20 protein-coding genes are annotated in these 21,535 nt (G+C 73.3%); 9 read left to right on the top strand and 11 right to left on the bottom strand.

Going from position 1 to position 21,535, the window contains the following annotated elements:
- Positions 1-56: 56 nt before the first annotated feature.
- The 3 genes from ABZ192_RS08385 to ABZ192_RS08375 form a co-directional block, all read right to left on the bottom strand.
- Complete coding sequence (locus tag ABZ192_RS08385) at positions 57-515, bottom strand: NUDIX domain-containing protein (RefSeq protein ID WP_356923743.1); 459 nt, start codon at positions 513-515, stop codon at positions 57-59.
- Complete coding sequence (locus ABZ192_RS08380) at positions 512-2,050, bottom strand: ATP-dependent DNA ligase (RefSeq protein ID WP_356923742.1); 1,539 nt, start codon at positions 2,048-2,050, stop codon at positions 512-514. The genes ABZ192_RS08385 and ABZ192_RS08380 overlap by 4 nt, the downstream gene beginning before the upstream one ends.
- 67 nt (positions 2,051-2,117) lie before the next feature.
- Positions 2,118-3,083, bottom strand: coding sequence for an NAD(P)/FAD-dependent oxidoreductase (locus ABZ192_RS08375; RefSeq protein ID WP_356923741.1), 966 nt, complete (start codon positions 3,081-3,083; stop codon positions 2,118-2,120).
- A 78-nt stretch (positions 3,084-3,161) separates the two neighbouring features.
- Between ABZ192_RS08375 and ABZ192_RS08370 the strand changes: the two genes are divergently transcribed.
- The 6 genes from ABZ192_RS08370 to ABZ192_RS08345 all read left to right on the top strand — a co-directional run bounded on the left by ABZ192_RS08370 (position 3,162) and on the right by ABZ192_RS08345 (position 8,493).
- Positions 3,162-3,734, top strand: coding sequence for an XRE family transcriptional regulator (locus ABZ192_RS08370; RefSeq protein WP_356923740.1), 573 nt, complete (start codon positions 3,162-3,164; stop codon positions 3,732-3,734).
- Positions 3,735-3,841: 107 nt separating this feature from the next.
- Positions 3,842-4,813 (top strand): NADPH:quinone oxidoreductase family protein, encoded by a 972-nt coding sequence (locus ABZ192_RS08365; protein WP_356923739.1) that lies wholly within the window; start codon positions 3,842-3,844, stop codon positions 4,811-4,813.
- A complete protein-coding gene (locus ABZ192_RS08360; protein ID WP_356923738.1) occupies positions 4,810-6,027 on the top strand; it encodes an acyl-CoA dehydrogenase family protein in 1,218 nt (405 codons plus the stop codon). The genes ABZ192_RS08365 and ABZ192_RS08360 overlap by 4 nt, the downstream gene beginning before the upstream one ends.
- Positions 6,024-7,097, top strand: a complete 1,074-nt coding sequence (locus ABZ192_RS08355; protein ID WP_356923737.1) for an acyl-CoA dehydrogenase family protein — start codon at positions 6,024-6,026, stop codon at positions 7,095-7,097. The genes ABZ192_RS08360 and ABZ192_RS08355 overlap by 4 nt, the downstream gene beginning before the upstream one ends.
- Positions 7,098-7,304: 207 nt before the next feature.
- Positions 7,305-8,168 carry a phosphatidylinositol-specific phospholipase C/glycerophosphodiester phosphodiesterase family protein gene (locus ABZ192_RS08350; protein WP_356923736.1) on the top strand — a complete coding sequence of 288 codons (864 nt, stop codon included), beginning with the start codon at positions 7,305-7,307 and terminating at the stop codon, positions 8,166-8,168.
- A 130-nt stretch (positions 8,169-8,298) separates the two neighbouring features.
- Positions 8,299-8,493, top strand: coding sequence for a hypothetical protein (locus ABZ192_RS08345; protein WP_356923735.1), 195 nt, complete (start codon positions 8,299-8,301; stop codon positions 8,491-8,493).
- A gap of 2 nt (positions 8,494-8,495) precedes the next feature.
- Here ABZ192_RS08345 and ABZ192_RS08340 read toward each other — a convergent pair whose 3' ends face one another.
- The 6 genes from ABZ192_RS08340 to xylB all read right to left on the bottom strand — a co-directional run bounded on the left by ABZ192_RS08340 (position 8,496) and on the right by xylB (position 15,036).
- Entirely contained in the window at positions 8,496-9,734 is a 1,239-nt protein-coding gene (locus ABZ192_RS08340; RefSeq protein ID WP_356923734.1) for a phosphodiester glycosidase family protein, read from the bottom strand.
- A 127-nt stretch (positions 9,735-9,861) separates the two neighbouring features.
- Complete coding sequence (locus ABZ192_RS08335; protein WP_356923905.1) at positions 9,862-10,992, bottom strand: NUDIX domain-containing protein; 1,131 nt, start codon at positions 10,990-10,992, stop codon at positions 9,862-9,864.
- 45 nt (positions 10,993-11,037) lie between these two features.
- The gene (locus ABZ192_RS08330; RefSeq protein WP_356923733.1) at positions 11,038-11,433 is read right to left on the bottom strand and encodes a luciferase family protein; all 396 of its coding nucleotides are present in this window, start codon (positions 11,431-11,433) and stop codon (positions 11,038-11,040) included.
- A 106-nt stretch (positions 11,434-11,539) separates the two neighbouring features.
- The gene (locus ABZ192_RS08325) at positions 11,540-12,142 is read right to left on the bottom strand and encodes an N-acetylmuramoyl-L-alanine amidase (RefSeq protein ID WP_356923732.1); all 603 of its coding nucleotides are present in this window, start codon (positions 12,140-12,142) and stop codon (positions 11,540-11,542) included.
- A gap of 224 nt (positions 12,143-12,366) precedes the next feature.
- The gene (locus tag ABZ192_RS08320; protein WP_356923731.1) at positions 12,367-13,575 is read right to left on the bottom strand and encodes an ROK family transcriptional regulator; all 1,209 of its coding nucleotides are present in this window, start codon (positions 13,573-13,575) and stop codon (positions 12,367-12,369) included.
- Positions 13,576-13,590: 15 nt separating this feature from the next.
- Positions 13,591-15,036, bottom strand: a complete 1,446-nt coding sequence (xylB, locus tag ABZ192_RS08315; protein WP_356923730.1) for a xylulokinase — start codon at positions 15,034-15,036, stop codon at positions 13,591-13,593.
- A gap of 116 nt (positions 15,037-15,152) precedes the next feature.
- On the opposite strand from xylB, the gene xylA reads away from it, so the two are divergent.
- Positions 15,153-16,319: a xylose isomerase gene (gene xylA / locus ABZ192_RS08310; RefSeq protein ID WP_356923729.1), complete on the top strand. Its 1,167-nt coding sequence runs from the start codon at positions 15,153-15,155 to the stop codon at positions 16,317-16,319.
- Between the two features lie 226 nt (positions 16,320-16,545).
- The gene (locus tag ABZ192_RS08305; RefSeq protein WP_356923728.1) at positions 16,546-16,896 is read left to right on the top strand and encodes a hypothetical protein; all 351 of its coding nucleotides are present in this window, start codon (positions 16,546-16,548) and stop codon (positions 16,894-16,896) included.
- On the opposite strand, the gene ABZ192_RS08300 is transcribed toward ABZ192_RS08305, so the two are convergent.
- Together ABZ192_RS08300 and ABZ192_RS08295 are read right to left on the bottom strand one after the other, a co-directional pair.
- Positions 16,885-18,168, bottom strand: a complete 1,284-nt coding sequence (locus ABZ192_RS08300) for an SWF or SNF family helicase (RefSeq protein ID WP_356923727.1) — start codon at positions 18,166-18,168, stop codon at positions 16,885-16,887. The genes ABZ192_RS08305 and ABZ192_RS08300 overlap by 12 nt on opposite strands.
- Positions 18,165-21,044, bottom strand: coding sequence for a DEAD/DEAH box helicase (locus ABZ192_RS08295; RefSeq protein ID WP_356923726.1), 2,880 nt, complete (start codon positions 21,042-21,044; stop codon positions 18,165-18,167). The genes ABZ192_RS08300 and ABZ192_RS08295 overlap by 4 nt, the downstream gene beginning before the upstream one ends.
- 290 nt (positions 21,045-21,334) lie before the next feature.
- Here ABZ192_RS08295 and ABZ192_RS08290 point away from each other — a divergent pair, with 290 nt between their 5' ends.
- Positions 21,335-21,517: a hypothetical protein gene (locus ABZ192_RS08290; protein ID WP_010040978.1), complete on the top strand. Its 183-nt coding sequence runs from the start codon at positions 21,335-21,337 to the stop codon at positions 21,515-21,517.
- The last annotated feature ends 18 nt before the right edge of the window (positions 21,518-21,535 follow it).

Raw genomic sequence — 21,535 nt, 5'->3', positions numbered from 1 at the left:
GGGCTTAGTCCGACCTTCCCGCGCGGCGGAGCGGACCGCAACGCGGGAGCGTCTCCTCAGGGCGAGTGCTCCGCCAGGCGGTCGAGAAACGCCGCCTGCGCCTTGACGATCACCTCGCGGGCCCGGTCGAGCCCGAACCACGCCACCCGGTCCAGCTCGGGGAACTCCTGGAGCTGTCCCGACCTCGGCGGCCACTCCATCCGGAACGTGCCGGGCGCGATCGTCGCCGGGTCGAGGTCCGCCTCGATCGCCCAGGCCGTGACGATCTTGCCGTTCGTCTGCCGGACCTCGCCCAGGGCGAGGGCCTCCCCGTCGGGTGGAGGCAGCCCCAGTTCCTCCTCGAACTCGCGCCGGGCCGCCGCCCAGGCGGACTCGTCGGGCTCGTACTCGCCCTTGGGGATGCTCCACGCGCCGGCGTCGCGCCGGGCGAAGAACGGGCCGCCCATGTGGCCGAGCAGCACTACGAGGCCGTCGTCGGTGTGGTGGAAGAGCAGCAGGCCGGCACTGCGCTTCACGGGCTCACCTCCGGGTGCGCGGCCAGCAGCGTCTCCACCGTGTCGGCGTCCTCGGGGCGCTTGTCCTCCCGGTAGCGCACGACGCGGGCGAAGCGCAGGGTGACGCCGGCCGGGTAGCGGGTGGAGCGCTGCAGGCCGTCGTAGGCGATCTCGACGACGAGTTCCGGGCGAACGGTCACGACGTGGCCGTTGTCGTCGACGGCGAGCTGCTGGAGCCGTTCGGTCTGCCAGGTCAGCATCGCGTCGGTCATGCCCTTGAAGGTCTTGCCGAGCATGGCCAGGCCGCCGTCGGCGGTGCGGGCGCCCAGGTGCAGGTTGGAGAGCTTGCCGGTGCGGCGGCCGTGGCCCCACTCGGCGGCCAGGACGACCAGGTCGAGGGTGTGGACGGGCTTGACCTTGAGCCAGGAGGCGCCGCGCCGGCCCGCGCTGTAGGGGGCGTCGAGCGCCTTGGCGACGACGCCCTCGTGGCCGCGCTTGAGGGTCTCGGCGAGGAACTCCTTCGCTGTGGCCAAATCGTCCGGGCCGGACACCGTCGTGCGGCGCACCCGCATCGGCTCGGGGACCAGCCGGGCCAGCTCGGCGTGCCGCTCGGCCAACGGCAGGTCGAGCAGGTCGTTGCCGTCCACGGACAGCGCGTCGAAGAAGACGGGGGAGACCGGCACCGCGCGGGCCGCCGTCGCCACGTCCGTGCGCGAGCCGACGCGGCCGGCCGTCTCCTGGAACGATCGGGGGCGGCCCTCCGCGTCGAAGGAGATCACCTCGCCGTCGAGGATGAACCGCTCGCCCCGCAACTCCAGCGCGGCGGCCGTCACTTCCGGCAGGCGGTCGGTGATGTCGTCGAGGGTGCGGGTGTAGAGCCGTACCGTGTCGCCGTCCCGGTGCACCTGGACGCGGATGCCGTCCAGCTTCTCCTCGACCGCGCAGGCGCCGAGCTTGTCCACCGCCTCGGCGACCGAGGACGCGCTGTGCGCGAGCATCGGCCAGACCGGGCGGCCGACGGTGAGGCGGAAGCGGTCCAGGGCGGCGGGGCCGTCCGCAAGCAGCGCCTCGGCCACCGTCTGGAGGGAGCCGGCGAGCATGACGGCCCGCCGTACGTCCGCTGGGGGCGCCCCGGTCGCCTGGGCCAGTCCCTCGACCGCGACCGCGTCCAGCGCGCCCTGCCGCACCTCGCCGGTGAGCAGCCCGACCAGGAACCGCTGCTCGTCCTCGGTGGCCGCGCCCATCAACTCCCCGACCAGCCGGGCCCGTTCCGCCTGGGAGCCGGGCCCCGAGACCTTGGCGAGCTCCGACAGCCGGGCGTCCACCTCCCGCACGGTCAGGCCCGGCTCGGCGGCGGGCGCGACGGGGCGGCTCAGCACCTTCCAGCCGACCCCGATCCGGCCCTGCGGCAGCCGTCCGGCCAGGTACGGGATGACGATCGGCACGTCGTCCGTCCCGGCGTCCCGGAAGAGCTCCGCGAGCAGGGCCGTCTTCCGGGACCGCGCCGAAGTGGCGGCGACCTCCTGGGACACTCGGGCCAGCCGGTGCAGCAGCATGCAGCCATGGTGCACCGGAGGGGCCGCCTCTACACCCGGACGGCACCTCTTACTCCTGGGTGGCCGCCTACTCCTGCGTGGCTGCTTGCTCCTGGGCGGCCGCGTCGAGGTCGGTCATCAGCAGATCCCCGACGATCGCGGACGCCGCCCGGTAGCCGCCGCTCGCCGCGTGCACGACCTGCTCGGCGAAGCCGATCGCGTTGCCCGCGGCCCACACGCCGGGGACGGTCGTCAGCCCGGTCGGGTCGACCACCGGGTACGCGCCGAACGGCGTCTCGTGCAGCTCGGCGCCGAGCCGCTCCAGCAGGCCGGTCTGCGGGACGGGGCGCGGGGCGACGAACAGTACGGACCGGGCGTGCACCGTGCCTCCCCCAGAGGGGGCACCCCCAGCGAGCCGGACACCGGTGAGCCGGTCGTCCTCGACCACGAGCCCCGCGACCTCGCCGGGCACCACCTCCACCCCGGCCGCGGCCAGCCGGCGCAGGTCCTGGTCGGACAGTTCCTCCTCGGCGACCGTGTGCAGGAAGAACCGCACGTCCTTCGACCACTGGGACACGATCAGCGCCTGGTGCACGCTCGCCGGGCTCGTCGCCAGCACTCCGAACGGCTGGTCGCGCACCTCCCAGCCGTGGCAGAACGGGCAGTGCAGCACGTCCCGGCCGAACCGCTCGGCGACCCCGGGGACCGCCGGCAGCTCGTCCTTCAGCCCGGTCGCGATCACCAGCCGCCGGGCCCGCACGGTCCGCCCACCGGCCAGCACCACGGCGAAGTCCTCGCCCTTCTCCACCTCCACCACCCGGTCCCGCACGAGCTCCACGCCGTAGCGCGCGATCTCCTCCCGGCCGACGGCGAGGAACTCGGCGGGCGGCATCCCGTCGCGCGACAGATAGCCCTGCATGTGCGCGGCGGGCGCGTTGCGGGGCTCGCCCGCGTCGACGACCAGCGTGCGGTGCCGGGCCCGGCCCAGCACCAGAGCCGCGGACAGGCCCGCCGTACCACCGCCGACGACTACGACTGCGTACCTCTCGGTCATGGTGACCACCTCCTTTGCCGAGAGTCGCTCCAGGGCCACGGTATTGACAAACCTGTTTGCCGAATCTGCAATACCCCCATGACTACGGACGAGGTACTCGCGGGCGTCGGCCCCCGGCTGCGGCAGATGCGCAAGGAGCGGGAGGTGACGCTGGCGGCCCTCTCCGAGACCACTGGCATCTCCGTCAGCACCCTGTCGCGCCTGGAGTCCGGCCTGCGCAAACCCAGCCTGGAGCTGCTGCTGCCGATCGCCCGGGCCCACCAGGTGGCCCTGGACGATCTGGTCGGAGCGCCGTCGGCCGGTGACCCGCGGGTGCGGTCGACGCCGATCGAGATGTTCGGCCGCACCCACTGGCCGCTCACCCGTCAGCCCGGCGGCCTCCAGGCCTACAAGGTGCTGGAACCCCAGCGCCGGCAGGAACCGGACCCGCGCACGCACGAGGGCTACGAGTGGCTGTACGTGCTGTCCGGCAAACTGCGCCTGGTGCTCGGTGAGCACGACGTGGTGCTCACGGCGGGGGAGGCCGCTGAGTTCGACACCCGGGTGCCGCACTGGTTCGGGTCGACGGGGGAGGGGCCCGTGGAGTTCCTCAGCCTGTTCGGGCCGCAGGGGGAGCGGATGCATGTGCGGGCGCGGCCGAAGCGGAAGTGACGCGTCCGACGGCTTCCCCGGCCCTCCGACGGTTCCCAGATCGTCAAGCGACCGCTTAGTATGCGAACCGACCCCGGTCAGACGACGCAGTCCCGTGGAGGCCCCGCATGCAGGCATGGCAAGTGCACGAGAACGGCGAGCCGGGTGAGGTGATGCGGCTGGAAGACGTGGCACCGCCCACGCCCGCCGACGGCCAGGTCCTGCTGAAGGTGCGCGCCGCGAACATCAACTTCCCCGACGCCCTCCTGTGCCGGGGCCAGTACCAGGTCAGGCCGCCGTTGCCCTTCACCCCGGGCGTGGAGATCTGCGGCGAGACAGAGGACGGCCGCCGGGTGATCGCCAACCCGGCGCTGCCGTACGGCGGCTTCGCCGAGTACGCCGTCGCGGACTCCGCCGCCCTCCTGCCGGCGCCGGACGCCCTGGACGACGCGGAGGCCGCGGCCCTGCACATCGGCTACCAGACCGGCTGGTTCGGTCTGCACCGCCGGGCCGGTTTCCAGGCCGGCGAGACCCTGCTCGTCCACGCTGCCGCTGGAGGGGTCGGCAGCGCGGCCGTGCAGCTCGGGAAGGCCGCCGGCGCCACCGTCATCGGTGTCGTCGGCGGCTCCGGGAAGGCGGCCGTCGCCCGCGAGCTGGGCTGTGACGTCGTGATCGACCGGCGCTCCGAAGACGTCGTCGCCGCCGTCAAGGAAGCCACCGGCGGCCGCGGCGCCGACGTGATCTACGACCCGGTCGGCGGCGAGGCCTACGCCCAGTCCGCCAAGGTCGTCGCCTTCGAGGGGCGCATCGTGGTCGTCGGCTTCGCCAGCGGCACGATCCCCAGCCCGGGCCTGAACCACGCCCTGGTGAAGAACTACTCGATCCTCGGCCTGCACTGGGGCCTGTACAACACCAAGAACCCGAAGCTGGTCCAGCACTGCCACGAGCAGCTCACCGAGCTGGCCGCCCGGGGTGCGATCAAGCCGCTGGTGAGCGAACGCGTGCCGCTCGGCGGGGCGGCCGCAGCCGTGCAGCGGGTCGCCGACGGCGTGACGACCGGCCGGGTGGCCGTCGTCCTGGAGAAGGGAGCCGCCGCATGACCGACGCCGAGGAACTGCGCCGTCGTACACAGGAGTTGCTGGCCGCGCACCCGCCGGCCTCGACCGACCGCCTGGACTTCCTGCGGGCCCGCTTCGACGCCGGACTGGCCTGGGTGCACTACCCGGAGGGCCTCGGCGGACTCGGCGCTCCCCGCTCTCTCCAGGCCGTCGTGGACGCCGAGCTGGAGGCGGCCGGGGCGCCCGGCAACGACCCGCGGCGCATCGGCATCGGTCTCGGCATGGCCGCGCCGACCATCCTGGCCTACGGCACCGAGGAGCAGAAGCGGCGGTACCTGAGGCCCCTGTGGACGGGGGAGGAGGTCTGGTGCCAGCTGTTCAGCGAGCCGGGTGCCGGGTCCGACCTGGCCGCGCTGGGCACCCGTGCCGTCCGGGAGGCTGGGGGCACCTCCCGCTCGAGCGAAGCCGAGAGTGGGGGAGACTGGGTCGTCAACGGGCAGAAGGTCTGGACGTCCAGCGCCCACGTGGCCCGCTGGGCGATCCTCATCGCGCGCACCGACCCGGACGTGCCCAAGCACCGGGGCATCACGTACTTCGTCTGCGACATGACCGACCCGGGTGTCGAGGTCCGGCCGCTGCGGCAGATCACCGGCGAGGCCGAGTTCAACGAGGTGTTCCTCACCGACGTCCGCATTCCGGACTCCCGCCGCCTCGGCGAGGTCGGTGACGGCTGGCGGGTCGCGCAGATGACCCTGAACAACGAGCGCGTCGCGATCGGCGGCATGCGGCTGCCCCGCGAGGGTGGCATGATCGGCCCGGTCTCGAAGACCTGGCGCGAGCGCCCCGAGTTGCGCACCCACGACCTGCACCAGCGCCTGCTGAAGCTCTGGGTCGACGCCGAGGTCGCCCGGCTCACCGGCGAGCGGCTGCGCCAGCAGCTCGTGGCCGGCCAGCCCGGCCCCGAGGGCGCCGGCATGAAGCTCGCCTTCGCCCGCCTCAACCAGGAGATCAGCGGCCTGGAAGTGGAACTCCTCGGTGAGGAGGGCCTGCTGTACGACGACTGGACCATGCGCCGACCGGAGCTGGTCGACTTCACCGGACGCGAGGCCGGCTACCGCTACCTGCGCTCCAAGGGCAACAGCATCGAGGGCGGGACCAGTGAGGTCCTGCTGAACATCGTCGCCGAGCGCGTCCTCGGCCTGCCCGCCGAACCGCGCACCGACAAGGACGTCGCCTGGAAGGACCTCGCCCGATGAGCGACCTGTTGTACTCGGAAGAGGAAGAGGCGCTGCGCGCCGCCGTCCGCGACCTGCTCGCCGACCACTGCGACGCCCCGGGCGTCATCGCCCGCGTCGAGACGGACACCCCGCACAACCTGGCGCTGTGGAAGGCCCTCACCGACGGCATGGGTCTCGCCGGCCTGCTGGTGCCCGAGGAGCTGGACGGCCAGGGCGCCACGCACCGGGAAGCCGCCGTGGTCCTGGAGGAGCTGGGGCGTACGGTCGCGCCCGTCCCGTACCTCACGAGCGCGGTCGTCGCCACCGAGGCGCTGCTGGCCTGCGGCACCGACGACCTGCTCACCGAACTCGCCTCCGGGACGTCGATCGGAGCCCTCGCGGTCGCCCTCGGCGTCGCACCGGGCACCGCCTACAAGGTCGTCCGGCACGAGAACGGCCTGCTGCACGGCGAACTGACCGGCATCGCGGACGCGGCCGTCGCCGACGTGCTGCTCGTGCCCGCCGACGACGGCGGCCTCTACGCGGTCGACGCCACCGCCGCGACCGTCACACCCCAGACCTCCCTGGACCTGACCCGGCCGCTCGCGACCGTCACCCTCGACGGAGCACCGGGCCGCCTGCTGGGCGACGCCGAGCCCGCCGTACGCCGGGCCCTGCGCGCCGGAGCCGGGCTGCTCGCCTCCGAGCAGCTCGGACTGGCCGACTGGACGCTGACGGAGACCGTCCGCTACCTCAAGGACCGCAAGCAGTTCAACCGGCCCGTCGGCGGCTTCCAGGCGCTCAAGCACCGGCTCGCCCAGCTGTGGCTGGAAGTCGCCAATCTCCGCGCGGCCGCCCGCAACGCCGCCGACGCCCTGTCGACCGGCCAGGACGTCGACGTGGCGGTCACCGTCGCCCAGGCCTACGCGGCGCCCGTGGCCGTCCACGCCGCCGAGGAGGCGCTGCAACTCCACGGCGGCATCGGCATGACGTGGGAGCACCCGGTGCACCTGTACCTGAAGCGTGCGAAGGCCGACTCGATCGCCTACGGCACGGCCGGCGCCCACCGGGAGGCACTGGCCGCACTGGTCGACCTCCAGGCCCCCTGACATACACCTGGCCGGCGCCTGGTCAACGTCTCGTCGACGCCGGAGCAAAGCCCGTCCCACCAGGGGCGGGCTTTTCCGTGCGCCCTGCTCCGCCGAAGTGAACGCACGACGGCACTCCGGCCAACTCCCCGCAAGGCCCTGCTCCTTGGTCCTGCGCGAACCCCATACTCGCAGGGTTCCCGTACGGCACTCCCAGGGAGGCAGAGCATGGACCTCACCACCCGTCGCAGAGCCCTCACCACCCTCGGCGCCGCCCTCGCGGGCTCGGTCGCCCTCCCCGCCGCCGACGCCTTCGCCGGTGAACGGCGGCACAGGCCCCGGCCGTTGTGGCGGGCCCACGCCCACAACGACTACGAGCATCCGCGGCCCCTGCTCGACGCCCTCGACCACCGCTTCGGCAGCGTCGAGGCCGACATCTACCTGGTCGGCGACCAACTCCTCGTCGCCCACGACCCGGAGGACCTCGACCCGGCCCGCACGCTGGAGTCCCTCTACCTCGACCCGCTCGCCGCGCGCGTACGGGCCAACCGCGGCCGCGTGTACCGGGGGTACCGCGGGTCGCTGCAACTGCTCGTCGACATCAAGACCGAGGGCTCGTCGACGTACCTCGAACTCGACCGCCATCTCAGGCGCTACCGTCACCTGTTCACCACCTACGCCCACGGCCGGGTCCTCCCCGGCCCGGTCACCGCCGTCGTCTCCGGCGACCGCGCGGCCCGCGCCCCCATGGAGGCCCAGACCGTCCGGCGCGCCTTCTACGACGGCCGGCTCGCCGACCTCGGCGGCCCGGCGTCGGCCTCCCTCATCCCGCTGATCAGCGACAACTGGACGCTCAACTTCACCTGGCAGGGCGTGGGCGCGTTCCCGGACGCCGAGCGGGAGAAGCTGCGGAGTATCGTCCGGGCCGCGCACCGCCGGGGGCAGAAGGTGCGGTTCTGGGCGACCCCGGATCTGGCCGGGCCCGCCCGGGAGGCGCTGTGGGCTGAACTGCTCGCCGCCGACGTCGACCACCTCAACACCGACGACCTCGCCGGACTGGAGGCGTTCCTGGACGCCCGGCGGGCGGCGTAGGCCCGTCGGGCGTCCAGGGGACACCACACGTTCGGCGGACAGGTCAGCAGCCCGGATGAACCCTCCACTACGCCACACTTACGGCCGAACGCCGTGAACCGGACATGGCGGCGTGGCGGAGGAGTTGACGATGGCCATTTCCATCTCTGTGGTGCTGCTGCTCTTGGTCCTGGCGGTGATCTTCCTGCGCAACGGCGGTCTGAAGGTCTCCCATGCGCTGGTCTGCCTGCTGCTCGGCTTCTACCTGGCCAGCACCAGCGTCGCCCCCACCATCCACAGCGGCCTCACGGCGACGGCGGACATCGTCAGCAGTCTGCGGCCCTGACGTCACCGCCCGGAGAACACGCCGATGCCGTTCGCGACGGCGCGTTCGGCACCGCCGCTGGGGTGGTTGCGCACCGAGACGCTGCTCGCGCCCGCCTTCCGGGCGACCAGCGTCGACGACCCGCCGCCGTCCAGGCTGAAGGCGTCGTCCGAGCCCAGCTTCCGCATGGCGTCGGCCACTTCGGCGATCGTCAGGCCGCTGCGGTAGGCGGCGGCTCCGTCCAGCGCGAACAGCAGCACGCGCCGTCCGCCGTCGGCGATGCCCACGGCCGTACGAACGGCCGACGTCGCGTCGTCCAGCCCCGGCAGCGGCCGGCCGCCCGTGAGAACCGGGTAGCCGCCGATGGCGAGGCGGTAGGCGGTGCCGTCCGTGGCCGCCACGAGACGGTGCTCGACCTCGACCGCCTCACCGGCGGACAGTTTCCGCAACTGCTGGGCGCCCGCCTCCCGGCCGACCAGCACGGTGGTGCCCGCGGCGATGGGACCGCTGCCGGGTGTGTCGGTCGCAGACACGACCTTGCCGTCGCGGACCGTCACCTCGTATGTGTCCGAGCTGCAGGGCGCGGCCCGGTCCGTGTCCGTGCCGCACGTGGCGCGCACGCGGGAGACGCTGCCCCAGTCCGAGGTGAAAGCGCCGACGGAACCCACCGGCAGCGCGTACTGGTTGAGCCCGCCCAGCGGCAGCTGCGCCTCCGCCGTACGGACCGAGCCCTCCAGGGCCAGCCGGTCCAGCAACGCTGCCCCGTCGCTGCCGACACCGAACACGTCCTCGGTGCTCGTGCCGGGCGGCAGTGCCGGGCCGAAACGCTGGCCGTTCGGCACGGCCGCCTTGAGCGTCCGCCCGGCTGCGACCGCCGGGCCCACGCTCGCGCCGGTCACCTCGACGCCCGGATGCTGCGTCTCGGTGATGTTGAAGAAGTCGCCGTTGACACCGGCGACCGCCCCCTGGGCGTCGGCCATCCGCGAGACCTGCGCGCGCGAGGCCACGGCCCCGGGATACAGCAGATCGACCCGCACCTGCGGATGGCTCAGGTCGACCTTCAGCACATGCGCGTGCGTCACCCCCTTGGCGGCCTTGATGTCGAACTCCTCGTACGTGACCCCCGGCGCGACCCGTACGCCCTTGTGGACGGCGCCGGCCGGAGCCGCCCCCGCCAGGGCCGCCCCGGACAGCGCGCCGAACGCCGTGAGAAACGCCAGTACCGCTCTGCCTGCTCCCCGTCTTCTGCGACGACCTGCCACCGTGCCCCCTGATGCCTCGTCAACTCACCGGATCCTCAGGGGCAGTGCACCAGACCACGAGGGCCGGCGGGGTGGCCGAGCGCCGACTCCACGGGAACGGCTGAAAAAGCGCACCCCTCTGGGTGCTTCAGCCGTCGTCCGTTCCGGTGCCGTACGGCGTGAAGCGGGCGGGCGTGTGGTCGATCGGCAGACCCGGCCGCCAAGCGGTGAGGGCCTGCGCGCTGCATACGAACAGTTCCTCCGGCAGGCGGTCCAGGTCGAACCAGCGCCAGCGGCCCACGCTCTCCCCGGGCTGGTCCGACGGCTCTCCCCGCCAGGCGGTGACCTGGGCGGCCACGGTCACCCGTACGAGACCCCCGGCGTCGTCGAGGAGCGTCCCGAGGAGCCGGACGTCCTCCGGCCGGGCGTCGAGGCCCGTCTCCTCGCCCAGTTCGCGCACGACCGTCTCCCGCAGTGACTCCCCGGGCTCCACCGTCCCGCCGGGCAGCTCCCACGTCCCGTGCCGGTGCCGGCCCAGGAGCAGTCCCCGGGGCCCGTGCACGATGGCGCCGACCCCGAGCGTGGCGTGGGCCCTCGGCGGCTTGGCGGTGCGTGGCCGGGAGGAGACCCGGACGGGCCGTGTCACCCGGAAGAGCCGGTACGACGCGTGGTTGTCGGGCTGCGGCGTGTCGAGGACGTCGACCTGCTCCACGCGCAGCCCGTGCTCGGTCAGCAGGGCCGTCCACAGCTCCGGGTCGAGGACCCACATCTGGACCGTGACGTCCCCGCCCCCGGCCAGCCGCAGGATCTCCGGCCGGGCGACGACCTCGTCCGACGGTCCGTCACCGCGGGAGTTGGTGTGCAGCACGGTGAAGCAGAGCCTGCCGCCCGGCTTGAGCGCCGCGGCCAGGGCGGGCAGCAGCCGGTGCGGGTCGATGTACGGCACGGCGTTGACCGAGTAGATGACGTCGTACGGCTCCGCCGAGCGCAGATGCTCCACCGCGTCGCCCAGGATCAGGCGCAGCCCCGGCAGGGAGCCGTAGCGGGCGCGCGCCCGCTCCAACTGCCCGGCCGAGGAGTCGACGGCGTCCACCAGCGCGCCGTGAGCACGGACCAGATGGGCGGCGTGCCGCGCCGGACCGCACCCGAGGTCCAGCACGCGCCGACCCGTCAGCTCCCCGAGCACCTCGATCCCCGGCCCGGCACCCTCGAACCCCCAGTGGATCCGCGCCACCTCGGGCAGCACCGTGCCCCTCCTCAGGTGGTGTGCTCCGTACATGCGCCAGGCCTCGGCGTTGACGGCCTCCGGTCGGGTCACCACGGCTCAGCCGCCCGCCGCGGCGTCGCGCGGAAGGACCGTGACCCGGTGGAAGTTGCACCCGGCGAGCCGCTGCTCCTTCCCGGCGGGCCGGGTCTGGTGGGCCTTGAGGGCGATGCTCACCAGGCTCAGCAGCAGGTCGACGTCCGCCTCGCAGTCGAGGTGGACCGTCACCCAGCCCGATCCGGGAACCAGGTGGATGGCGCTCGAACCGGCGAGGTCGTAATGGAAGCGCTGGATGGCCCGGCGGGTGAGGTGGAGGTCCACGTCCCGCGTCGAATGGAAGTGGACGATCTCGTCGCGGACGGAACGGAGCGCTCGTCCGGTACCGCAACTCGCCGGGCCCGCCATCAGGTCGGGCCAGGCCTGCAAACGCTCCAAGGCGCGCTGGGCCAGGGTCATGGTCCCATCGTCGCGTGCTTACCGTGCCGCAACCAGAGGTTGAGTGTTTTGTAACCGGGACGTGAGGTGGGGTGGCGGGCGCCGGGGCGGGGGAAACGGGCTGGTCTCAGGGGGAGTTGTCGACCAGTCTCATGTAGCGCTTCCAGTCCCAGTGGCGGCCCGGATCCGTGTGGTCGCTGCCCGGTACCTCGTGGTGGCCGATGATGTGCTCCCGGTTCCTGGGGATGTCGTACCTCGCGCAGATCGCCGCGGTGAGCCGGGCGGACCGCTCGTACATGGCGTCGGTGAAGTACTCGGGCTGGTCCACCCAGCCCTCGTGCTCGATGCCGATGCTGCGGGTGTTGTAGTCCCAGTTCCCCGCGTGCCACGCGATGTCCGCCTCGCGCACGCACTGCGCCACGTGCCCGTCGGAGGAGCGCACCACGTAGTGCGCGGACACTTTGTTCCTGGGGTTCCGGAAGACGGACAGGGTTCCGGAGTAGGTCGTCTGCGCGACGTGGATGACCACGTAGTGCAGCGGATGGGCGCGGGGGCGGTTCGACGGCGTGTAGTTGTGGCGGCTCGCCGGATGCCACGCGGCTCCGGGGTGGTCGACGGCCTGAGGCCGGGCGCCGGCCGGTGTGCCGGGGAACAGGGCGGAGGGGACGGAGACGAGAGCGGCGCCTTTGAGGATGCCTCGCCTGCTGGGGAAGGGGGTTGTCCGTTCCATGAGTGGGTGCCTCCCGGGCTCGACGGCGGGTGTCGCTTGCTCAACTGCTGGGGGCGGCGGCCGTTGTGGTCGCGGCCCGTGCGATCAAGTTACGGCGCCTGCCGGTCGGTCCGAGGGACGCGATGCTTTTCGGTGGAGGGGCGCGGGGATGTGGACAACTCGCTCACCCGGTCGGGTGATTGACGGGGTTCTGAACTAGCCTCTCTCAGGGCTGAGAGCCCCTATCAGGCCCGCTCGGCAACGGTGGCCGGATCGTCCAGCACCGCCCGCACGACCGAGTGCGCGGCGCCCAGCAGCGGACCCTGCGGACCCAGCCGGGACACGGAGACGGGACAGGCCGGACCCGCCGTGCGGCGCGCCAGTTCGTCCCGCAACGACGGCAGCAGCCACGGCGCCAGCCCGGACAGTTCCCCGCCCAGCACCACGCTCTCCGGGTCGAGCAGGTTGACCGCCCCGGTCAGGGCGACCCCGAGCGCAGTGCCCGCGTCGCGCAGGGCGCGGCGTACGTCTTCGTCGCCCTCCGCCGCGCGCCCCGCCAGCAGCCCGACCCGGTCCTCGTCCGGCTCCAGACCGGCCGCGCGCAGCACCGCCTCCTCGCCCGCGTACTGCTCCAAGCACCCGCGCCCGCCGCACGCGCACTCCGGGCCGTCCGGCTGGACCGGCACGTGCCCCAACTCGCCCGCGAACCCGCGAGTTCCGCGCAGCAGGCCGCCGTCCACCACGACCGCCGCGCCGATGCCGATCTCCGCCGAGACGTGCAGGAAGTCGCGCGGTGTGGCGTCGCCCAGCCAGAGTTCGGCGAGCGCGCCGAAGTTGGCCTCGTTGTCCACCGTCAACGGGAGGTCGGCCGGCAGCAGGTCACCGAGGTCCGTGTCGTGCCAGTCGAGGTTCGGGGCGCGGACGACGGTCCGGGCGTCGCGCGCCACCAGACCGGGCACGGCCAGGGCGAGACCGGCCGGCCACAGGCCTTCGCCCTCCGCCTCGGCGACGACCCGGCGGATGAGTTCGGTGAGTTCGGCCAGCACGGGCTCGGGGGAGCGGCCGCGGTTCGCGCCCTGGCGTATCGCCCGCGACCGGGTCTGGCCGCGCAGGTCCACGGCACAGACGGCGAGATGGTCGACGCCGACCTCAGCGCCGATGCCCGCCGGGCCGCGTCCGCTCAGCGCGAGTGCGGAGCCGGGGCGGCCCACCCGGCCGGGCCGCTCGGGCCCCAGCTCCTCCAGCAGCCCCGAGCGGATCAGTTCGTCGACGAGGGTCGACACGGCCGCCCGGGTCAGGCCGATCCGCGAGGCGACGGCGGCCCGGGACAGCGGCCCCTCGGCCCGGACGGCGTGCAGGACCCGGGCGAGGTTGCGGCGGCGCATGCCCTGCTGGGTGTCCGGCAGGGCGCGTCCCGGCCCGGCCGGACGGGCCTCGTGCAGTGGTGCGGTCATGCCTGACGCCAGTCCTCAGTGGGTGTCCGTGGGCCGCTCCAGCAGCGGGGCCGCGTCGGAGAGTACCCCGGCGATCCTGGCCAGCGTCTCCTCGTCCCGCTCGACGGGGTCGAGCACCGGCCCGGCCGCGGTGTTCCAGCGCCTGGCGACCGCCGCCGGGTCCTCCCCGGTCAACACACCGGCCGCCTGCGCGGCGGCGCCGAGCGCCACCAGTTCCTTCGCCTCGGGCACCTGCACGGGACGTCCCGACAGTCGCAGGACGGTCTGCTGCCAGGCCGTGCCCCGGGCACCGCCGCCGATCAGCAGCAGGGGCGCCGAGGGGTCCGCGTCCTCGTCGAGGACCAGGTCGAGCGCGCCGAGCAGGGAGTGCACGGCACCGTCGTAGGCGGCCTGGAGCAGCTGGCCGGCGGTCGTGTCGTGGCGCAGGCCGTGCAGCAGCCCGGAGGCGTTCGGCAGGTTCGGGGTGCGTTCGCCGTCCAGGAAGGGCAGCAGCGTGACGGCCGTGCCGGGTTCGACGGCCTCGCGGTCCAGGCCCAGCAGCGTCGCCACGCGGTCGACGGCGAGCGTGCAGTTCAGGGTGCAGGCCAGCGGCAGCCAGTCACCGCGGGCGTCGGCGAAACCGGCCACCGTGCCGCTCGGGTCGGCGGGCCGCCGCTGCGACACCGCGTACACCGTGCCCGAGGTGCCGAGGCTCATCACCGGCATGCCCGGACGCACCCCGAGGCCCAGCGCCGCTGCGGCGTTGTCGCCGGTGCCCGGGGCGACCAGGGTGCCCTTGGAGAACGGCAGATCATGGCTGTCGCGCACCGTGCCCGCCACCTCGCCGGGCCGGACCACACGGGGCAGCAGGGCGGGGTCGAGCCCCACGTGCGCCAGGATCTCCTCGTCGTAGCCTTCCGTCCCGGAGGCCCACCAGCCCGTCCCCGAGACGTCGCCGCGGTCGGTCGTGCCCTGCCCGGTGAGCCGCTCGGTCAGGTAGTCGTGGGGGAGGCGCACGGCCTTCGTAGCGCGCGCTGCCTCCGGCTCGTGCTCGGCCAGCCAGGCCCACTTGGTGACCGTGAAGGAGGCGGCGGGCACGCTGCCGGTGCGTTCGGCCCAGAACTTGGCGCCGCCCAGTTCCTCGGTCAGCCGACGTGCCTGCGGCGCCGAGCGCACGTCGTTCCACAGGAGCGCCGGGCGCACCGGCTCGCCCCGCTCGTCCAGCGTGACCAGGCCGTGCTGCTGTCCGCCGACCGACACCGCGGCGGCCTCGTGCGCCGCGTCGCCGCACTGGCGCAGGGCCTCGCACAACGCCTCCCACCACTGACGCGGGTCGCTCTCGCGCCCGGCTCCCGAGGAGACCGTGTGCGGCGCCTGGCCGCTCGCGACGACCCGTCCGGTCGACGCGTCGACGACCAGCGCCTTGGTGGACTGGGTGGACGAGTCCACGCCGACGACGAGCGGACCCTCGGCTGCTGACATCGGGTTTCTCCCTCTGCTCTCGTCCCGAGACACCTTGTCTCTTCCCAGGAAGGTGCTCGCATACTAATTTGTAAATCGGCATGACGAAATAGCCTGAGCGACCAAGGAGCCGCGGCATGAGCTACCAGCCCACCCCCGAGGACAGGTTCACCTTCGGACTGTGGACCGTCGGCTGGCAGGGACGGGATCCCTTCGGCGACGCCACGCGGCGTGCCCTCGACCCGGTCGAGACGGTGCAGCGACTGGCCGAGCTCGGCGCCCACGGCGTCACCTTCCACGACGACGACCTGATCCCGTTCGGCTCGAGCGACACCGAGCGCGAGGCCCACATCAAGCGCTTCCGGCAGGCGCTGGACGCCACGGGCATGAAGGTCCCGATGGCCACCACCAACCTCTTCACGCACCCGGTCTTCAAGGACGGCGCCTTCACGGCCAACGACCGCGACGTGCGCCGCTACGCGCTGCGCAAGACCATCCGCAACATCGACCTCGCCGCCGAGCTCGGCGCCCAGGTGTACGTGGCCTGGGGCGGCCGGGAAGGTGCCGAGTCGGGCGCCGCCAAGGACGTCCGCGCCGCCCTGGACCGGATGAAGGAGGCCTTCGACCTGCTCGGCGAGTACGTCACCTCCCAGGGCTACGACCTGCGCTTCGCGATCGAGCCCAAGCCGAACGAGCCGCGCGGCGACATCCTGCTGCCCACGGTCGGCCACGCCCTGGCGTTCATCGAGCGCCTGGAGCGGCCGGAGCTGTACGGCGTCAACCCCGAGGTCGGGCACGAGCAGATGGCCGGGTTGAACTTCCCGCACGGCATCGCGCAGGCGCTGTGGGCGGGCAAGCTCTTCCACATCGACCTCAACGGCCAGTCCGGCATCAAGTACGACCAGGACCTGCGCTTCGGCGCCGGTGACCTGCGCGCCGCGTTCTGGCTGGTCGACCTGCTGGAGTCGGCCGGCTACGCCGGTCCTCGGCACTTCGACTTCAAGCCCCCGCGGACCGAGGACCTCGACGGGGTGTGGGCCTCGGCGGCCGGCTGCATGCGCAACTACCTCATCCTCAAGGAGCGCGCCGCCGCCTTCCGCGCCGACCCCGAGGTCCAGGAGGCCCTGAGCGCGGCCCGCCTGGACGAACTGGCACAGCCCACCGCCGCGGACGGCCTGCAGGCCCTGCTCGCCGACCGCTCGGCCTTCGAGGCCTTCGACGTCGACGCGGCCGCCGCCCGCGGCATGGCCTTCGAGCGTCTGGACCAGCTGGCGATGGACCACCTGCTGGGAGCGCGTGGCTGAGCGCACGCGCGCGTGCGGGGTCGTTGTCACCCGCGTGTGCGGGTCCGTGGGCCGGTCGCGGGGTGTGTGACCGGCCAACGGGACCTCAATGCTCCGGAATCACGGTCCGTAATGCTCCGGAATCGCCGTCCGTAATGCTCCGGAATCGTGCGATCCACGCCATGAGCCCGTAGCAACTTCCGTGCGCCCCTCCCGCGTTGAGCGGTGCGCGGCGACGCTGGGTGGTATGGCCATGCCGCCCGTACCGCCGCATCCGCCCGGGCCTCCCCGGCGCCGGAACCCTCTGCTCCTCCTGCTTGCCGTGCTCGTGGCCGTCGCAGCCGTGTCCGTCGTGGTGCTGATGGCCAGGGGAAGCGACGACTCGCGGGACCGGGAGCCGCCCGCCGAGAGCACGAGCAGCACCCCCGCTCCGTCCTTCGGTATCCCCACGAGGCTGCCCAGCCAGTTGCCCACCGAGTTGCCCAGCGACCTGCCGACCCGGCTGCCGTCGGGCTTCCCGAGCCAGCTGCCGAGCGATCTGCCGAGTGGATTCGAATCGCTCCTGCCGTCCCTGGACGCCGGCGAGTCACTTCCCTGAGCCCGCAGCGGCCTCGTCACCGGCGGCGAGCTCCGCCGACGTCAGTGCCGTCGCCGGATCCTGTGCGGCCCCTCCCGAGGGCAGCCAGCGGCCGCGCTCCTTGTGGTACGGCCACCACCGGCCGTCCCGGCCGAGGCGCAGCTGGACCGGGGCGCCGGCGACCGTCCAGTGGTTGCCCCGCACCCGCAGCTCCGGGCGCTCGTCCGCGTCCCAGGCCGACTCCAGGGCGGCACGCGCGCGTGCGAGCGTCTCGCCCTGCGCCGTCCACTCCTCGTCGAGCACGGCCAACGCGGCCGTACCGCCGTGGCGCCAGGCACGGACCGCCGCTGCCAGCCCCTCCCGGCCGCGTCCCGACCCGTCGGCGAGACGGTCCGCCACCTCCTGCCCGGGGTCGCCCGCGGCCAGCCGTACAGCGTCTTCCGAGACGGTCAACTCCGCACCTGAAGGGTGCCCTTCGGCCGTGCCCCGGAATGACTCGGCGAGCATGCGGTGGGCCTGTACGGCGGTCCGCGCGGCCAGGAACTCCAGCGCGGCCGGGTCGATGCCCGGGGCGGGAGGTGTCTCGGTGTCCAGGGACGGCGGCAGTCCCGGCTCGTCGAGGAGTTCGGGAAGGGGCGGCAGCGGAGGCAGGATGTCGCCGGCCGCGTACGCCTCGGCCGCGTCCACCCCCTCCTGACCGGAACGCCCCGTGGCGGAGGCGCCGCTGCGCGACTGGAGAGCGTTCAGCAGGGTGGCTTCGTCGCGTCCGCGCATCAGGAGCAGGACGAACGGATCCTGGTCCAGCAGGCGTGCCACCTGGTAGCAGAGTGCCGCCGTATGCCCGCAGTGGTCCCAGGCTCCGCAGTCGCACTCCGGCTCCAGATCGCCCAGGCCCGGCAGCAGTTCCATGCCGGCGGCCGCCGCGTCCTCGACCAGGTGCGGCGGCATCTCACGGTCCAGCAGCGCCGCCACATGACCGGCCCGCTCCACGGCCATGTCCAGGAATTGGTCCCACTGTCCGGGCGAGAGCTCCTCCAGCAGGACGTCGGCCCGGTGTGCCGTGCGGTCGCGGTCCTGGACGACGGCTGTGAGCCGCCCCGGGCGCACCGACACCGCGCCGACCGCTCCCGCGCGCGCGAGCCGACGGCCCGTCCTGAGCTGCGCCAGGTCCAGTGCCGTGTCCTCCAGCGCTTTCAGCCACGCCTGACCCCACCAGGTCTGTGCGAAGCCCCTCCCCTGCGCGGGCGGCAGCGCGGCGAACGTACGCTCCGTGTCACTGTCGTGCCGAGTCATCGCAGGCCCCCTCGCAGTTCGACCAGGTTCGCCAGTTCCGCGTCCGTCAGCTCCGTCAGGGCGGCCTCGCCGGAGCCGAGGACCGCGTCGGCCAGCTCCCGTTTGCGGGCCAGCAGTTCGGCGATGCGGTCCTCGATGGTTCCCTCGGCGACGATCCGGTGCACCTGCACGGGCCGGGTCTGGCCGATGCGGTAGGCGCGGTCGGTCGCCTGGGCCTCGACGGCCGGGTTCCACCAGCGGTCGTAGTGCACGACGTGCTCGGCCCGGGTGAGGTTCAGGCCGGTGCCCGCCGCTTTCAGCGACAGCAGGAACACGGGCACTTCACCGTCCTGGAAGCGCCGCACCATGGCTTCGCGTTGGGCGACGGGCGTCCCGCCGTGCAGGAACTGCGAGGGCGTGCCGCGGGCGGCCAGGTGGCGTTCGAGGAGGCGGGCCATCTGCACGTACTGCGTGAAGACGAGCACGCCCGCCTCCTCGGCGAGGATCGTGTCGAGCAGTTCGTCCAGCAGGTCCAGCTTCCCGGAGCGTCCGGCGATCACCGGCCGTTCCTCCTTGAGGTACTGCGCCGGGTGGTTGCAGACCTGCTTGAGTCCGGTCAGCAGCTTCACGATCAGTCCGCGCCGGGCCATGCTGTCCGCGCCGGAGATCTCCGCGAGCGCCTCGCGCACCACGGCCTCGTACAGGGCCGCCTGCTCCTGGGTGAGCGACACGGCGTGATCGGTCTCCGTCTTCGGCGGCAACTCGGGCGCGATCCCCGGGTCCGACTTGCGGCGTCGGAGCAGGAACGGCCGCACGAGCCGGGCCAGCCGGTCCGCGGCGGCCGGGTCCTGACCACCCTCGACGGCCTCCGCGTACCGCCTGCGGAAGGTGCCGAGGCGGCCTAGCAGCCCCGGCGTGGTCCAGTCGAGGATCGCCCACAGCTCCGACAGGTTGTTCTCCACCGGGGTTCCGGTGAGCGCCACACGCGCGCGAGCGCCGATCGAACGCAGGGCCCGCGCGGTCGAGGAGTGCGGGTTCTTCACGTGCTGGGCCTCGTCCGCCACGAGCATGCCCCACGGCACCTCGGCGAGCCGGGGCGCGTCCAGGCGCATCGTGCCGTACGTGGTGAGCACGAACTCCCCGTCGGCCAGGCCGTCGAGGCCGCGCCGCGCGCCGTGGAAGCGCCGCACGGGTGTGCCGGGGGCGAACCGCTCGATCTCCCGCTGCCAGTTGCCCATCAGGGACGTCGGGCAGACCACCAGGGTGGGCCCGGCGGACCGGGCGTCGGTCTGCCGGTGCAGGTGCAGGGCGATCAGCGTGATCGTCTTGCCGAGTCCCATGTCGTCGGCGAGGCAGCAGCCGAGACCCAGCGAGGTCATACCCGCGAGCCAGTTCAGGCCTCGCCGCTGGTAGTCCCGCAGGGTGGCGGCGAGGGCCGCCGGCTGCTCCACGGGCTGCTGCGCCTCGGGGTCCGCGAGCCGCTCCCGCAGGGCAGCCAGCCACCCGGTGGGCCGCACCTCGACCCGGTGGCCGTCCACTTCCGCCCAGCCCGTCAGGGCCGCGCCCAGCGCGTCCACCGGCGTCACCTTGTGGTCCTGCCGGGAGCGGGCCAGGCGCACCTCCTGAGGGTCGATGAGGACCCACTGGTCGCGCAGCCGGACCACGGGGCGTTTGGCCTCGGCGAGCCGGTCCAGCTCCTCGCGGCTCAGCCGCCGGTCGCCCAGCGCGAACGACCAGTCGAAGGCGAGCAGCGCGTCGGCGGACAGGAACGACGGCATGGCCGCGAAGGACGTGCCGGACTCCGGCTCGTCGTCGGGAGGGCCCACCTCCGCGCGCGTGGTGAGCTCGCGGGTCAGTCCCTTCGGCCAGTGCACGTCCACGCCGGCGGCCGCCAGCGCCCGGGCGCCCGTGCCGAGCAGCTCGGTGACCTCCTCGTCGGCGAGCTCGACCGCGTCCGGCACGGTCGCCGACAGCAGGGGCGTCAGCGGCGCCCAGGCCCGGGCCGCGCGGCGCAGGGCGAGCAGCGCGTCCATCCGCGCGCGCGGGCCGAAGGCCTCGCCCCCGGCGCCGGACCAGACGTCCGCGGCGTCCGCCACGAGCGCGGGATCGCTCACGCTGTGCACCTGGAGCACGGCCCGGAACGTCACGTCCGCTTCGTCGTCCACCGCGTCCGATGCGACGTCCCTGGCGTCCGCTTCGTCGTCTACCGCGCCCGATGCGTCGTCCGCCGTGTCCGTCAGGCCGCCCGCTTCGATCCGCAGCGACAGCCGCACCCCCGCGTCGTGGCCCGCGGCGACGTCGGCGGCCCATGCGCGCTGCTCGGGCAGGCGCACCGGCTCGGCCGACGCGTAGGCGGGGCCGCCGGCGACCAGCGGCGCGGCGGGAGTGCGGGGCAGGGCGTCGGCGACCGCGTCGAGGAAGGCGCGCAGCAGCCGCTCCGGGTCGGGCAGCCGCAGTGGCCCGGCGCCCGTCAGTGGCCCGGCGCCCGTCAGGGGCGCGGCGTGCGCCTCGGGCGGCATGGCGGCGGCGAGGCGGCGAACGGCCTCCACGTCCTGGGCGCGCAGCGGGCCCGTCCGCCAGGCGTCGTGGTCGCCCGGGGACAGCCCCGGCAGCAGCAGTCCGCGTGCCACGAGGTGCAGGGCGTGCGCGGCCGCCGCGCCCCAGAACACGGTGGACCGGTGCCCATGGGCTTCGGCGCGCGCACGTGTGAGGACCGGCAGGGCCGCGCGTACCGGCAGCAGAACCGCGGGCACACTCAGCGGCTCGACGCCGTCGTCGCCGGGCACGACGACGGTCAGGTCCGCCGCGGACGCCGAGGTCACGGTCGGCGGAGCCTCGCCGTCGGGTCGCCAGAAGGCGACGCTGCCGGTTCGGGCCGGGTCACCGGGCAGGAACACGGCGTGGAGGTGGGCCAGTTCGGGGAAGTCGGAGGAGGGTGCCGGGGGAGTGGGATGCTCGGCTATGGCTTATTCCTCAAATTTGACTAGCGGAGTCGGAGTCGCCGAGGGTACAGCACTTCCTGTAAACCCTGGCTATGACTTAGCTGTGAGTTAGGTCACTATAGAGGTCTCGGGGGTGCGTAAGGGTAGCGCCTCAGGGATGTCTCAGGGTCGCGGTCCGGAACTGCCGCAAGCGCGGGCCCGTTCTCGAGACAGAGAGCGGCAGTGGCCGCGAAGGAGGCGACATCATGTCCAAGAACGCCAAGATCGCCGCAGGTGGTGTGGCAGTCGGGCTCATCCTGTTGATCTGGCTGCCCTGGTGGGCATCGCTCCTGATCATCCTGGGAGTCCCGGCCGCCGCGTATCTCACGCTGGACCCCTCGCAGCGGCGCAGGCTGCGCCGAGCCACCCGCAAGGAACTGGGCCGTTGACGCGCGGCTGACCGGCCC

The sequence above is a fragment of the Streptomyces sp. NPDC006235 genome (genome assembly GCF_040613735.1).
Taxonomy (GTDB): domain Bacteria; phylum Actinomycetota; class Actinomycetes; order Streptomycetales; family Streptomycetaceae; genus Streptomyces.
This window is presented reverse-complemented; position numbering and strand designations above follow the sequence as displayed.